The sequence below is a fragment of the Microbacterium meiriae genome, assembly GCF_025143875.1.
GTDB classification, from domain to species: domain Bacteria; phylum Actinomycetota; class Actinomycetes; order Actinomycetales; family Microbacteriaceae; genus Microbacterium; species Microbacterium meiriae.
The window spans coordinates 35,457-49,650 of record NZ_JAMBDU010000011.1; the positions used below are offsets into that span (position 1 = coordinate 35,457).

The 14,194-nt window shown below is 71.6% G+C and carries 11 protein-coding genes and 1 pseudogene; 2 read left to right on the plus strand and 10 right to left on the minus strand.

Translation table 11 applies throughout. The features are described 5' to 3' along the window. Positions 1–3 precede the first annotated feature (3 nt). The 9 genes and pseudogenes from M4D53_RS08640 to M4D53_RS08680 all read right to left on the minus strand — a co-directional run bounded on the left by M4D53_RS08640 (position 4) and on the right by M4D53_RS08680 (position 11,168). Positions 4–1,518: a helix-turn-helix domain-containing protein gene (locus M4D53_RS08640; protein WP_259953467.1), complete on the minus strand. Its 1,515-nt coding sequence runs from the start codon at positions 1,516–1,518 to the stop codon at positions 4–6. Further along, positions 1,515–2,543 (minus strand): S-methyl thiohydantoin desulfurase domain-containing protein, encoded by a 1,029-nt coding sequence (locus tag M4D53_RS08645; RefSeq protein ID WP_259953468.1) that lies wholly within the window; start codon positions 2,541–2,543, stop codon positions 1,515–1,517. The genes M4D53_RS08640 and M4D53_RS08645 overlap by 4 nt, the downstream gene beginning before the upstream one ends. A 10-nt stretch (positions 2,544–2,553) precedes the next feature. Continuing rightward, positions 2,554–3,657 carry an S-methyl thiohydantoin desulfurase family protein gene (locus tag M4D53_RS08650; RefSeq protein WP_259953469.1) on the minus strand — a complete coding sequence of 368 codons (1,104 nt, stop codon included), beginning with the start codon at positions 3,655–3,657 and terminating at the stop codon, positions 2,554–2,556. Further along, the gene (locus M4D53_RS08655; protein WP_259953470.1) at positions 3,654–4,754 is read right to left on the minus strand and encodes an S-methyl thiohydantoin desulfurase family protein; all 1,101 of its coding nucleotides are present in this window, start codon (positions 4,752–4,754) and stop codon (positions 3,654–3,656) included. Before M4D53_RS08655 ends, M4D53_RS08650 begins: the two co-directional genes overlap by 4 nt. Before the next feature lies 1 nt (position 4,755). Continuing rightward, positions 4,756–6,303, minus strand: coding sequence for a hydantoinase/oxoprolinase N-terminal domain-containing protein (locus tag M4D53_RS08660; protein WP_259953472.1), 1,548 nt, complete (start codon positions 6,301–6,303; stop codon positions 4,756–4,758). Between the two features lie 43 nt (positions 6,304–6,346). Further along, positions 6,347–7,687, minus strand: coding sequence for a purine-cytosine permease family protein (locus M4D53_RS08665; RefSeq protein ID WP_259953473.1), 1,341 nt, complete (start codon positions 7,685–7,687; stop codon positions 6,347–6,349). Between the two features lie 210 nt (positions 7,688–7,897). Further along, entirely contained in the window at positions 7,898–9,301 is a 1,404-nt protein-coding gene (thrC, locus tag M4D53_RS08670) for a threonine synthase (RefSeq protein WP_187663280.1), read from the minus strand. A gap of 75 nt (positions 9,302–9,376) precedes the next feature. After that, positions 9,377–9,978: pseudogene (locus M4D53_RS08675) on the minus strand (response regulator). Next, complete coding sequence (locus tag M4D53_RS08680; protein ID WP_259953474.1) at positions 9,975–11,168, minus strand: sensor histidine kinase; 1,194 nt, start codon at positions 11,166–11,168, stop codon at positions 9,975–9,977. The pseudogene M4D53_RS08675 and the gene M4D53_RS08680 overlap by 4 nt, the downstream one beginning before the upstream one ends. Positions 11,169–11,324: 156 nt before the next feature. Between M4D53_RS08680 and M4D53_RS08685 the strand changes: the two genes are divergently transcribed. Both M4D53_RS08685 and M4D53_RS08690 read left to right on the plus strand, forming a co-directional pair. After that, a complete protein-coding gene (locus M4D53_RS08685) occupies positions 11,325–11,867 on the plus strand; it encodes a small multidrug efflux protein (RefSeq protein ID WP_259953476.1) in 543 nt (180 codons plus the stop codon). A gap of 38 nt (positions 11,868–11,905) precedes the next feature. After that, on the plus strand, positions 11,906–12,808 hold the full coding sequence (locus tag M4D53_RS08690) for an arginase family protein (RefSeq protein WP_259953478.1): 903 nt from the start codon (positions 11,906–11,908) through the stop codon (positions 12,806–12,808). Between the two features lie 24 nt (positions 12,809–12,832). Here M4D53_RS08690 and M4D53_RS08695 read toward each other — a convergent pair whose 3' ends face one another. Next, positions 12,833–14,125 carry a hemolysin family protein gene (locus M4D53_RS08695; RefSeq protein ID WP_259953481.1) on the minus strand — a complete coding sequence of 431 codons (1,293 nt, stop codon included), beginning with the start codon at positions 14,123–14,125 and terminating at the stop codon, positions 12,833–12,835. Positions 14,126–14,194: the final 69 nt, after the last annotated feature.

Sequence of the window (14,194 nt, forward strand, 5' to 3'; positions counted from 1 at the left end):
GGCTCAGCGCGGCAGCACGGCGCGACACGCGAGGTGCAACGCCAGCCGCGCCTCGGGGTCGCTCATGTCGATCCCGAGGAGCTCCTGCACCCGCCGGATCCGCACGGCGACCGTGTTGCGATGCAGCCCGAGAGCGGCCGCCGTGGCCGCGATGCCTGACTCATGGTCGAGGTACGCCGACAGCGTCGTGAGCAACTCGCCGTTCCCCTCCCCCAGGGGTGCCAGCAGCGACTGCGCGGCCGGAACGAAGGTGTCGTTCCCGGTCCAGGCGAGCAGGAGCTGTTCGAGCCCGAGGCTGTCGACGCGGACGAACCATCCGGTCGCCGACCGGGCCGCGGCGATCCGTGCGGCATCGCCGGCCTCGTCGAGGGTCGCCGCCAGTCCTTCCGGCCCGGTCTGCGCCGAGCCCACCCCGGTCGCCACCGCGAAGTCGCGCAGGGCCGCGAGGTGGAGGTCGCGCAGCGCCGCCACGGCCCGCTCGATGCGGTCGGGACCGGGGGCTTCGGCGAAGGAGAGCCAACCGCTGAGGCCTCGACCCGCGGTGGTCGCGTGCGCCTCGGCGTCGATCGCGCTGAGCCCCGGCCTGATCGCACGAAGGAGCGCGAGCGGCTCCACCCGGCTGCGCGCCACCATGCGGAACCCGAGGTGATGCCCACCGGTGCGCCACCCCCGCTCCGCCATGCGCCGTTCGACATCGGCATCGGCGGCTCCGCGGAGCTCGACGAAGTCCCGCAGCAGCCCGGACGACGCGGCGACGTCGTTGACGGCCGCGATCTCGTCGATGAGGATGCGGGCGGCCACCGCGGGCATTGCGACCTCCGCGGCCACCAGGAGCGACTGCAGCTGCGCCTCTCCGAAGCCGTCGCCGAACAGGACCAGGCGCAGACCGGACCGGCCGGGGCTGTCCACGCGCACCGAGGCGGCCGCGCCCTCCCCCGCCCTGGCGCCATCGCTCCACGAGTCGAAGCGGATCGCCGCGTGCAGGTCGGCACCCAGATGTCCTCCGGCCTGACGCAGCACTCCCGCGGCGTCGACGAGGGCGACGCCGAGCCCGAGGTTCGCCGCGAGGTGTCCGAGCAGGTCGCCGAGGTCGTCGGCCGCGTATTCGAAGGACTGCGCGACCTTGCGCACCCGTGTGAGCGTGAGGGCGTCTCTCACCTCGATGAGCATCCAACAGGCGCGGGCGAGCTGCACCGGTCTCTCCACGTCGAGCAGGGCGAGACCGATCCGGTCCGCGAGGCGGAGCGCCCCGGGATCGACACCGGCGGCGCCGGGGAGCGCGAGTCCGGTGAACCCGCGGTCACGGACCCGGCGCAGCATCGCGTCCTGCTGCCAGGTGGCGAGCGGTGCCCCCGCCGTGAGGATGGCGAGCCGGGCGGTCCCTTCGTCCGGCAGGTCGGACTCCGCAGCCTCCACCACGACCGCGTCCCACCCGACGTCGCGCGGGCCGGCGACATGGCGGAGGACGCCGTTCTCCTCCTGCGCCAGAAGGGCCCCCAGGGCGAGCGCGCCGTTCACGCGGCGTCCAGATCGACGAGCCCGTAGGCGGAAGGCACGACCCGGGCCCGCCGCTCAGGGCGGGCGTTCCACCACTCCGGCGCGGGAAGGGCGACGGCCGCCACCGTGCGCCCGGGGGCGAGTTCGGTGACCTCGAGGATTTCCCGGGACACGGCATCCAGGAGCACGATGATCTCGGGGGCCGCGGCGACGAGCAGGCCGTCGGTGAGCACCGCCAGCGTCTCGGAACGGGTGACGATCCGATGCACCGCTCCGCCGAGTCCGGCGATCTCGACCGCGTTCACGTGCGGATCGGTGCCGGAGGACGCACCGGCCACGATGCGACCCTCGGCGAGCAGCGTCCCGCCGAGCACGTCGGCCAGGACCGGCAGCGGCGCCGACCGGTGCGCCAGGAAGCTGCGACCGAGGGCGAGCGCGCGGGCGAGGTGGTCGGCGATGGCGTGCTCCCGCAGGTCGCCGACGGTGAAGCCGGCGAGCACAGCGCAGCCGACGCCTCCGGCCTGGATGATGGCCGAACGGACGACACGCTCCGCATCGATGGCCCTCGTCGCCTCCACCAGCGCCACCCCGTCGGCGCCGGTCTCGCACGCGAAGACCAGTCCCGGCACGCGGTCGACGAACAGGGACATCTGATCGAGTCCCGGCACCGCACGCCCCGTGCAGTCGGCGTCCACCACGGTGTGCGATCCGGCCAGGGTGAGCGGCGCGAGGCCGTTCATGCCGCCGCCCTCGAGGGAGCACACGGCCGGGACGGGATGCCCGAGCCACCGCTCCACCGCCCGCAGCAGCGGGGCGAAGGGCGCGGCGCCGGGCATCCGCTCGCCGAGCAGCATCGTCGACCCGACGAAGGCCACGCCGAGACAGGGCGTGCCGGGATCGAGCGCATCCACGGGCGCGACCTCGAGGGGCCATCCCGCGGTGGTGTCGAGGATGAGTTCGAGCATCGTCGTGGAACCGCCGCCGCCGGAGCCGAGCAGGGCGTACCCGCCGGCGAGCGCCTCCAGGTCGTCCCGCTCCAGCCTCATGGGATCCAGCCTAGGACGCGGCCATCCCCTCGACGGGAGCGAACTCCTCGGTCAGGCCGAAGGCCGACGGCCCGAAGGCGGCCAGCGCCTCGGGGGTGCGCATCATCGCCGGCGTCGAGATGCCGAGCACCCGGACGCGCTGACCGTAGCGGAGGCCCTCCGTGGTGATGGGCTCGGCCGTCTCGTGGTCGACGACGCAGATGAGATCGGGGACGATCGCGACGAGCCGTCCAGCCCGCCGCGCGGTGAGGTTCTCGTTCTGGAACGCGATCTCGAACGTGTCGTCCTCCACGGCACCGAGCGGAGCGATGACCGCCCGCCCCTTCGCGAAACCCTCGGTGGTCCGTCGTTCGACGTCCATCACCTTCCCGACGCAGAGCTCGCGCATATGCGGGTAGAGCGTCGTCGACAGCGTCGCGGCGATGGCCTCGAACGGCGAGCGGTGCTCCTCCCGGGCGAGGCGGATCGCCCGACCCAGCGCGAGGGCCATCGAGATGGTCCGCGGCACCGCTGTGCGTCGCACGTCGGCGCCGCTCATGGCGTACTCGGCGATGTGACCGACGCCACCCAGCCGGATGGTGATGCCCCGGGCGAGCCACTCCATCTGGCGGTCGTCGTCCCCGGTGTCGATGACGACCCGCTCCCCGCGCTCTCCGGCGAGGGCGAGCGGCGAGCCGTGGACGCCGTACACCGCGAAGGTCTCCATGGACAGCTCGGGGAAGGCGCGTCCCATGCCGTCCGCGTCGACGACCGGCAGTCCGGTCTCCGCGGCGACGATGAGCGGGATCATCGAGTTGATCCCGCCGCATTCGATGGGCATGGTCGCATCGGCCCGACGTCCGAGGTGGTCCTCCAGGGTGCGCAGCGCGAGGGTGGGCTCGGTGCCGGCGGGGATCTTCTCGACCATCACGGTCGGCGCGCCCATCTGCGCGGTCGGGATCACGAAGAGGTCATCGGCGAGGTCGTCCGGATCGAGGATCGTGATGGTCCCGTCGCCGAGCACCCGCTCCACCAGCATCTTGCCGATGTAGGGGTCGCCCCCGCCGCCGGTGCCGAGCAGCGTCGCACCGCGGGCGAGGTCGGGCAGGTCCGCCGCCGTCAGCTCCCAGCTCATGCGGCGGCCCCTGCCGCGGCGTCTCCGGCGGAGACCGTGCCGTCGAAGCGATGCGCCGGGATGTCGTAGCCGAAATATCCCGGGCCGACCATCGCGAGAGCCGCATCCGAGTGCCAGCGGTCGTCGGCCGGAGCGGCGATCACGCGGACGCGCTGTCCGTAGCGCAGCCCCTCGGTCGTGACGGGCTCCCCCGACTCGCCGTCGAGGACCATGATGAGGTCCGGAGTGGTCGCCAGCACCCGTCCGTCCGCTTCGGCGACGAGGTGCTCGTTCTGGAACTGCAGCGTCAGCGAGGTGCCGCCGTCTCCATCGATCCGTGCCCTGCCGCGCGCGAAGCCGGTGGTCGTGGCCCGGTTCACGTCGGCCACCTTGCCGCCGAACAGCTCGCGACCGCCGAGGAGCTCGACGACAGCGGCGACCGGGTCGGTCTTCGCCTCGCGGGCCTCCGCGATCCGCTGACCGATGTCGATGCACCGGGACAGCGATCCCGCCACCAGCGACTGACGTGCGGCGGCACCCGACATCGAGAAGCCGGAGATCATGACGGAGCAGCCCATCTCGACGCACGCGACACGGGCGATGCGCTCGGTCCAGGAGTTGTCGGCGGTCTGCAGCACGCCCGTGTTCCCCTTCTCGTCGCTGAAGGCGAGCGGCGAGGCCGTCACGCCGTAGAGCGTCGGGAGCACCATCTGCAGTTCGGGGAACGCGCGCCCCATGCCGTCCGCATCGACGAGCGCAAGCCCGAGCGCGGCGGCGGCGGCGATCGGGATCGTCGAGTTCACCCCGCCCACCTCGGCACAGGCGATGTGCGTGACCGGGCGGCCGAGGTGGATGCCGAGCGCCTTGACCGGCTCGATGACCTCCGCGAGGCTCGGCAGCTTCTCGACCATGACGGTGGGCGCGCCCATCATCGCGACGAACAGCACCAGGGCGTCGTCCGGCACCTCGTCGAGCGCCACGACCGTGACGTCTCCGGAGGCGAGGGCCTGGCGGGCGAGGAGGGCGCCGATGTACGGGTCGCCACCCCCGCCGGTGCCGAGCACGGCCGCGCCGCGGGCGAGGCCGTCGATGTCGGCCGCGGTGATCGTCGTGCTCATGTCAGGCCCCCATGTCGAGGTCGCCGACCGCCTTCACGCGGATGCGCGTGGCGTTGCCGGGAAGATACGGGATGGGGACCTCGTCGAAGTCGATGATCGTCACGGTCGCGGGCTTGGCACCGGCCGCGATGGCCTTGTCGACGGCCTCCGCGCGCACCTCGGCGATGGTCTCATCGCGACGGCCGGGCTCGATCGCGTAGACCTTGTCGATCTCGCCACCGACCTGCGCGATCGAGGCGCCGATGGCGTTGGCGACCGCATAGTTCTCCGGCCGATGCACGGTGCCGAACAGGGGCAGCTCGTCGGGCAGCAGGATGGACCCGCCACCGACCGCCACGACCGCGATGGGTTCGGGCGACGTGCGCATGCGGTCCACCGCCTCCGCCACCCGCTCCGCGATCCGGGCGAGCACCCGCTCCACGAAAGCGGGGTCCAGGTGCGCGACCTTGGCGGGGTCTCCCACCTGCGCGCGACCGGCGGCGACCGCGATGTCGGTGGCCGTGAGGGTCGAGCCGCCGAAGACCAGCGCCTCCGTCGTCAGCGTGTAGCCGACCGAGGCCGGGCCGACCTCGGCGGTCTCCTCGTCGACGATGCTGCCGCCACCGATGCCGAGGGAGAGCACGTCCGGCATCCGGAAGTTCGTGCGGATGCCGGCGACCTTCACCTCGTTCGCCGTCTCCCGCGGGAAGCCGTTGATGAGCAGGCCGATGTCGGCGGTGGTGCCGCCCACGTCGATGACGGCGCAGTCGACGAGTCCGCTCGTGGCCGCGGCTCCACGCATCGAGTTCGTCGGTCCGGACGCGAACGTGGCGACCGGGTACCGGCGCACGTAGTCCTCGTCCATCAGCGTGCCGTCGTTCTGGCTGAGGAAGATCGGCGCCTCGATGCCCTGCGCGCGGACCGCCGAGGTCAACCCGTCGACGATCTCCGACGCGAGCTCCCGGAGGGCGGCGTTGATGATCGTCGCGTTCTCGCGCTCCAGAAGCCCGATGCGGCCGATCTCGTGCGAGAGCGAGATGGCGGCGTCCTCCCCCAGCACCGAGGCGACGATCTCGGCCGCCTGCACTTCGAGGTCGTGGTTGACCGGGCTGAACACCGACGAGATGGCGACGGACCGGATGCCGTGCGCCTTCATGTCCTCGGCGTGCGCGCGGATCTCATCGGGGTCGAGCGGCGAGATCGGACGGCCGTCGAACTCGTAGCCGCCGTGCGCCAGGTAGCTGCGCGCCCGGGTGGCGGCGACGAGCACCTCCGGCCAGTCGATCAACGGGGGCAGTGCGCGCGTCGCGGGCAGGCCGAGCCGGAGCGCCGCCACCGGGGCGAGCCGGCTCGCCTGCACGAGCGCGTTGATGAAGTGCGTCGTGCCGATCATCACCGCATCGATGTCGGCGCCCTCGAAGGCGTGCCCCGCACGGAGGTCTTCGATGGCCTGGACGATCCCGCTCGTCACGTCCGGGGTCGTGGAGTGCTTCACCCCGGCCAGGGTGCGGGTGCCGTCCATGAGGACGGCGTCGGTGTTGGTACCGCCGACGTCGATGCCGATGTGCATGGTGCTCGCTTTCGTGGAGGTGGTTCTTTTCCGGCGCGTCTGCTCAGACCGCGGCGGGGGTGCTGTCGACGGGGCTCGCCTGCCGGGTGGTCGCGACGCCGACGCCGCGCACCCAGCCGAGCTTGCCGGCGACGATGTAGAGCACCATCGACAGGAAGAGGCTGAGCAGCGACGGGATGCCCCAGGTCACGAAGTAGCCGACCAGCGAGGAGACCAGCCAGACGACGATCGTGGCCGGGACGATCCTCGGGGCGGTGGCGGGCAGGGTCCCCGCGGCACGGGTCGCGTCGAGCTCGGGACGCCAGCGGCGCACCACGTAGTACTCGGCGACCATGATCCCGGCGATCGGCGGGAACGCGACGCTGAGCACGACGAGGAACTCGGTGAACTGACCGAGGATGCCGACGGCGGCCAGCACCGAGCCGACCACTCCGAGGACGATCGTAGTGGTGACACGGTGGAGGTTCTTGCCGAAGGCCGTGGAGATGAAGTTCACCAGGCCGAGAGTGGAGGAGTACAGGTTCCAGTCGTTGATCTTCAGCGTGCCGGTGAGGACGATGAACAGACCGATGAAGCCGACGGACGAGGTCACGATCGCGACGATGTCGCCGGTCGCCGCCGCGTGGGCGAGGAGGACGCCCGCGAGTCCGATCACGAATTCGCCCAGGGAGACGCCGAGCACCGTCTGCTTGACGACGTCGGCCCGCGAGCGGTTGAACCGGGTCATGTCGCCGGTGATGATGGCGCCGACGATGAGGCCCCCGGCGACGATGCCGGTTCCCGCCCAGACGCTCATGGTCGGGCCGGGCGCCGGGCCGGTGAGCAGTTCGCCGATGTCGTGGCGGGTGAGCTCGGAGATGACGGACCAGCCCACGAGGATCAGGAACAGCGGCACCGTGATGTTGGCGAGCCACTGCATGCCGACGAAGCCGAAGGCGACGATCGCGGTGACGGCGAGGCCGAAGATGAGGCTCCAGGCCCAGACGGGCAGCGCGCCGGGCATCAGCGCGTCGAGCGACTGCGCGGAGATCGCGGACTGGATGCCGAACCAGCCGATGAGGCTGATGCCGATCGCGAGGCCGACGAGCGAGGCGCCGATCTCGCCGAAGCCGGTCCAGCGGGCGAGGAGCGCCGTGTTCAAACCCTCGCGCTGGCCGATGAAGCCGACGACGCACATGATCACTTCGAGGATGAGCGAGCCGAAGAGGAAGGCGAGGACGGCCTCGCCGAAGGTCATGCTGTAACCGAGGGTCGCGCCGAGGAGGAACTGCGAGAGGGCCGAGACCTGCCCGAATCGCTGAACGGCGATTCCGAACCAGGGTTTGCGGGCCTCGGGAGTCACTCGGGAGAGCGCGAAGTCGTCTGCGTGCGCCGTGCGTGCCATGGGAGTCCTTCGGGAGGAGGGAACGGGTTGTCCGCCACGGTACTCACGCCGCCACCTTTCCCGACATGTGCACTCCGCCCTGATCTGCCTTCCTCCTGTGCATACTGCCCACCCCCTCCTCTTTTCGCCGAGACCCCGGCTTCACGTCGAAACCCCCTGTCTCCGGCGTCGGGGACAGGGGGTTTCGGCGCGAAAGCGGGGTCTTGCGGATCAGTGCAGAGCGTTCGCCTCGATGAAGGCGCGGAGAGAGTCCTCGTCGTCGGGCATCTCGGTCACGTGCTGAGCGGCGTCGAGCATGGCGCGGAGCTCGGGGGCGTACGCCAGCTCGACCCCGATGGCCTCGTGGATGGTCTCGGCGAACTTCTCCGGCTTGGCCGTCTCCAGCACGAGCATCGGCACTCCGGGCTCCACATACTCCCGCGCGACCTTCACCCCGTCGGCGGTGTGCGGGTCGATCACCTCGCCGGAGGTCTCGTAGACGTCCCGGATCGTCGCGAGCCGGTCCTCGTGCGTCGAGGTGCCGCTCACGATGCCGAACTCCTCGGTGAAGCGCGCCTGCTCGGCCGAGAAGTCGAAGAAGCCCTGCGCCTCCAGGTCGTCCCAGGCGCCGACGACGCGCGCGGGGTCGCGGTCCACGAGCTCGAAGATGAACCGCTCGAGGTTCGACGCCTTCGAGATGTCCATCGACGGGCTCGAGGTCGCCAGTGTCTGCGCGGCGCTACGCGGGCGGTACACCCCCGTGCGGAAGAACTCGTCGAGCACGTTGTTCTCGTTCGCGGCCAGGACGAGCCGCCGGATCGGCAGTCCCATCTGCTTCGCGAAGAACCCGGAGAGGATGTTGCCGAAGTTCCCCGAGGGGACGGTGAACGACACCTCGGTCCAGCCGCCGGCGTCGGTCGCGCGCAGCCATGCCCAGAAGTAGTAGACGGTCTGCGCGGTGATGCGGGCGAGGTTGATCGAGTTCACGGCCCCCAGGTGCTGGGCGCGCTTGAAGTCGAGGTCGCCGGCGAGCTTCTTCACGAGGTTCTGGCAGTCGTCGAAGACGCCCTCCACCGCGATGTTGTGCACGTTCGCGTCGTCGAGCGAGAACATCTGCGCCCGCTGGAACGCGCTCATCCGGCCCTGCGGCGAGAGCATGAACACCGCGACGCGCTCCTTGCCGCGCAGCGCGTGCTCCGCAGCCGAGCCGGTGTCGCCCGAGGTCGCGCCGAGGATGTTGAGGACTGCGCCCTGGCGCTCGAGCGTGTACTCCAGCACCTGCCCGAGGAACTGCATGGCCATGTCCTTGAACGCCAGCGTCGGGCCTTCGGAGAGGCCGACCAGCGTGAGGTCGTCGTCCACGCGACGAAGCGGGACCACGCCGTCCGGGAAGTCCGCGTACGCCGCCGCCGTCATCCGCGCGAGGTCCTCTCGCGGGATGTCGGTCGCGAAGAGGCCGAGGACCTCGGTCGCGAGCTGCGGATAGGTCAGCGCCCGCCAGCGCTCGAGCGTCTCGCCGTCGACCTCCGGCATGACATCGGGAACGGCCAGACCGCCGTCGGGCGCCAGGCCCTCCAGCAGCGTCTCGCTGAACGACTGCGGCTGCATGCCGCCGCGGGTGGAGATGAACGGCACGTGTGCTCCTCGGCTCGGGACTCGGCGCCTCCATTCTCGCAGGCCGTGGCCACCGAAACGGACGCGTGACGACGGTCAGATCCAGCCGCGCTCCTCGGCGACGAGCACGGCCTGCTGACGGGTGCTCACCGAGAGCTTCCCGAGGATGACGGAGATGTGGTTGCGCACCGTCCCCGGCGCCAGCGCCAGCGCCCGCGCGATCTGTCCCGTGGTCTCCCCTCGGCGCCCGGCGCGGAGCACGTCCAGTTCGCGGTCCGTGAGCGGCGAGCGCTCGTCGCTCAGCGCATCCGCGGCGATCTCCGGATCGACGTACCGGGCGCCGGCCGCGACGCGGCGGATGATCGCGGCGAGCTCGTCCGCGCCCCGCGACTTGGGCACGAAACCCGAGACGCCGGAGGCGAGCGCCCGCCGGAGCACCCTGGACGCGCGTGCCGGGTGACGACGATGCAGCGGGTGGGGATCGTGCGGTTGAGTCTCTCGGCGACCTGCACGCCGTCGAGCCCCGGCATCTCCAGATCGAGCAGGCACACGTCAGGTTCGAGCCGGGTGGCGGCGGCGACGGCCTCCTCGCCGTCCGCGCACTCCGCGACGACGTCGATGTCATCCTCGAGGCGCAGCAGAGCGGCGAGCGCGGAGCGGATCATCCCCTCGTCGTCGGCGAGCAGCACCCGGATCATCGGACGATCTCCGCCTGCGCTGGCACGGTGACCGTCACGACGAACTCGTCGGCGTCCCTCCGCTGCTCGTACGTGCCGCCCGCCTCGCCGATCCGCCGGCGGACGCCGTCGAGCCCGGAGCCGCCCGCCCCGTCCTCGGACGCGGGGTCCGCGTCGTTGGCGACCTCGTACCGCCAGGCATCCCTCGTCCGGTCGAGGATCAGGCGCGCGTGACCACCGCGTCCGTGCCGCAGGACGTTCGTGGTCGTCTCCCGGATCACGGGGCCGAGGTCGGCCGCGGGCGCCGCGTCCGCATCCGGGTGGATCCGCGCATCCACCGTCAGCCCTGCCGCCACGAGCAGGTCTCGGGCGTTCGCCAGCTCGTCGCCGAGGGGCACCGAGCGGAACCGCGTGGCGAGGTCTCTGGTGCCCTGCCGCGCGTCGTCCACGCTCGCCCGGGCCGCACGGAGCTGATCCATCCCCGCCTGCGGATCGGTCGGGAGGAGGCGCTCGGCCAGTTCGAGCTGCAGGGCGATCACCTGGAGGTGATGCCCCTGGAGGTCATGCACGTCGGTCGCCACGCGCAGGCGCTCCTGCGTCGCCGCCAGTCGCGCCTCGGACGCGCGCGCCCGATCGAGGGCCATGAGCACGTCCCACCACCACAGCGAGCTCACGGTCATCCCGGGGAGCATGACTCCGTAGAGCACCGGCACCCACACCGGGACGCCGGAGCCGAAGGTCGTGGTCGAGTCGAGCAGCGCGAGAGCGACGAGCACGACCGTCGCCGCCACGGCCACCCGCACCCGGATCCCGCGGGGCCAGCTCACCAGCACGAAGACCTGCACCACCGGCATCGCGGCGAGCTGCCAACTGCCGACGAGAGCCCCCGCCGCGCCGCCGTAGATCAGGGCGACGAGGGTCGGCACGGCCAGGCGAGCCCAGCCCACCCCGGGGCCGGATTCGACGCGATGGCGGTAGTCGGCCAGCAGCAGGACGGTCGACGCCGCCCAGAGCACGCCCCCGACTCCCACGACGAGCAGCGCGACGCCCGAGCGATCCAGTGCCACGGCGATGCCCAGCCAGGCGGCCACCAGCATGAGCTCGATGAAGATCACCCCGCCGACCGTGTACCACCAGGTGGCGGTGATGCCCCGCGCGAGCTGGCGGGCACCGGGGCCGGGATCGGAGAGGGCGGGGGAAGGACTGCTCACGCTCCCCACGATAGAGGCGTGACACATGTCACGGGATCCGGTGCGAACCGCATGGAGAGCGGTGACGCGGCGACACTGCCGCGCCGGGGCCGCTTCGACTGGACTGGGGTCATCGCGACGGAGAGACCGTCCGCACCGACACCCGGAGCTTCCCCCATGAACCTCATCGAGACCTTCCAGAACCTCGTCGCCCAGGTCCCCGACCTCGTCCAGCCGCTCATCGTCGCCCTCGCCGGTGCGGTGCCGTTCGTCGAGGGCGAGGGCGCCGCGAGCATCGGCATCCTCGGCGGCATCCCGCCCGTGGTCGCGGCCGTCGCGGCGATGGTCGGCAACTTCCTCTGCGTCGCGATCCTGGTGCTCGCCAGCGCGGGCGCCCGTCGGGCCATCGTGGACCGCTCGCGGGCGAAGCAGCCGGTGACGGTGGGCGGCGGGATGAGCCTGGAGGCCGACGGCGTCCCGGCGGAGACCGGACGCGGGTCCGCCCGCCGGGAGAAGTTCCAGCGCGCGTTCGAGCGCTACGGCGTCCCCGGGGTGAGCCTGCTGGGACCGCTGCTGCTGCCGACCCATTTCACCGCCACCATGCTGGCCGCGTCCGGCATCGGCAAGGGACGCATCCTCGTCTGGCAGGCCGTCGCGATCATCGGCTGGACGACCGTCATCGCGGTGATCGTCGGCAGCGCCGTCTACGCCATCCGCTGATCGACGGCGATGTCGGACGCCCGGGGCAGGATGAGCGCATGATCACGCTGCTGTCCGCCCCCAGCAACCTCGGCCTGCGCCCACCGGAGCCCGGCAGCGTGCCCGGCTCCGCGAAGGCCCCCGAGGCGTTCCGCGAAGCGGGGCTGTTCCGGCGCTTCACCGATCGGGGAGCGACTGACGGCGGCATCGTGCTGGCCGGGCGCTACGTGGACGACGACGCGACCCGGCCCGCCGACCGGGTGCGCAACGAGGCCGCTTTCGTCGACCACTCCCGCCGGCTGGCGTCACGTATCGGCGAGGCCCTCGATAATGGTCGGGCGCCGCTCGTGATCGGCGGCGACTGCGGCATCCTCGTCGCCGCCGGGATCGCGGTGAAGCGCCGCGGCGGGGCCGGCCTGGTGCACATCGACGGACACACCGACTTCCGCCACCCGGGCAACAGCGACGAGTGCGCGAGCGTGGCGGGCGAAGCGCTGGCGGCCGCCGTCGGCGCGCACTGGCCGGCCATCGCCGACATCGAGGGGCTCGCGCCGTACTTCTCTACCGCTGGCACGGCCCACATCGGGCACCGTGATGATGACGAGGAGCAGGCGGAGGTCCGCAGCCTCCTCGCACGTGTCACACCTGCGGCCGATGTGCGGGCGCGAGGAGCGGATGCGGTCGCCGCCGAGACGGCGGCGTCCGCGGGCGGTCGCTACTGGCTGCAACTCGACGTCGATGTGCTGGACCCGTCGGTGATGCCCGCCGTCGACAGCCCTGACCCCGGCGGTCTCGACGCGGCGGAGCTCACCGCTCTCCTGCGCGCCCTCGCCCCGCGGGCGATCGGAGCCAGCATCACCGTTTTCGATCCCGACCTCGATCCGGATGGCCGCTACGCGCGGCTCCTCACCGAGGTCCTCCACGACGGACTGCGCGAGCTGGGCAGCGGGGCGCGCGACTGACGCACCCCGCCACCCGGTCGTGCATCAGTCCTCGGCGCCTCGTCCCGCTGCCGGATCGGTCTGCATCGAGACCCGCACCCGTGCGATGCGGCGGCGATCGATCTCGACCACCTGGATCGTCGCACCCGGGACCTCGACGGTGTCGCCGACCACGGCAAGCCGTCCGAGCTGCTCCGTGACGAATCCGGCGATGGTGTCGGAGGAACCGCGCGGCATCGCGAGCCCCGTCGCCTCCTCGAAGTCCTGCAGGTTGAGGCGCCCGTCCAGCCCGTCGTCGGCGGAGAGGAACACCTCGGCGTCGTACTCGTCGAAGATCTCACCGACGACCTCCTCCACGAGGTCCTCCAGCGTGACCAGACCGTCGGTGCCACCGTACTCGTCCACGACGACCGCGATGTGGTGTCCCTCCGCCCGCATGCGGGTCAGAGTCGGCAGCACGCCTGCCGTGGACGGGATGTAGGGGATGTCGCGGACGAGCCCCTGCAGCGGGCGCTCCGGGTCGTCCGCCGCCGCCTCGAAGAGGTCACGTACGTGCACGAAGCCGGTGATGTCGTCGATCGACGTCTGCGACACCGGGTACCGGGAGTAGGGCAGCTCGCGCACCTGCTCCACCGCCGCCCCGACCGTGGCAGCCTCGTCCAGCGCCACGACCTCCGGTCGCGGGCGCATGACCTCGCTCACCTGGCGCCCACGCAGCGAGAGCACGTCGTCGAGGATGCGGCGCTCGTCGTCGGGGAGGCCCTGGTGGGTCGCCACGATATCGCGCACCTCCTCATCGGTGAGCTCGTCGCTCGTCTTGTGCGGGTCGCCGCCGAGCACGCGGACGAGGGCGTTCGTCGAGACCGACAGCAGCCAGATCACCGGACGCATGACGGTCGCGAAGCCGTTCAGCGCCGGCGCCACGGCATACGCGAACTGCGCGTTGCGCTGGATCGCGAGCCGCTTCGGCACGAGCTCGCCGAGCACGAGCGACAGGTACGCGATGATGAGCGTCAGCACGATGGTCGCGAGGGTCATCGCGAGCGGAGGTGCGACGCCCCAGCCCTGCAGCAGCGGCGCGACGGACGGCGCGATCGAGGTCGCCCCATAGGCGGCGGACGCGAAGCCCGCCACGGTCACGCCGATCTGCACCGCCGAGAGGAAGGTGTTGGGGTTGCGGGCCAACGCGGCGACCTTCGCCCCGCGACGGCCACGAGCGGCGATCGCGTTGAGCTGGCTCTCACGGAGCGTGACCAGCGCCATCTCCGTCGCAGCGAAGACACCACCGATCAGCACGAAGAGCAGGACGAGGGCGATGTTCCAGAGCAGATCGCCCATCAGCGGGCGACCTCCTCGGTGGCGGGGTAAGCACCCGGGATGAACCGGGTGCTCGTACTGTCAGAGTCC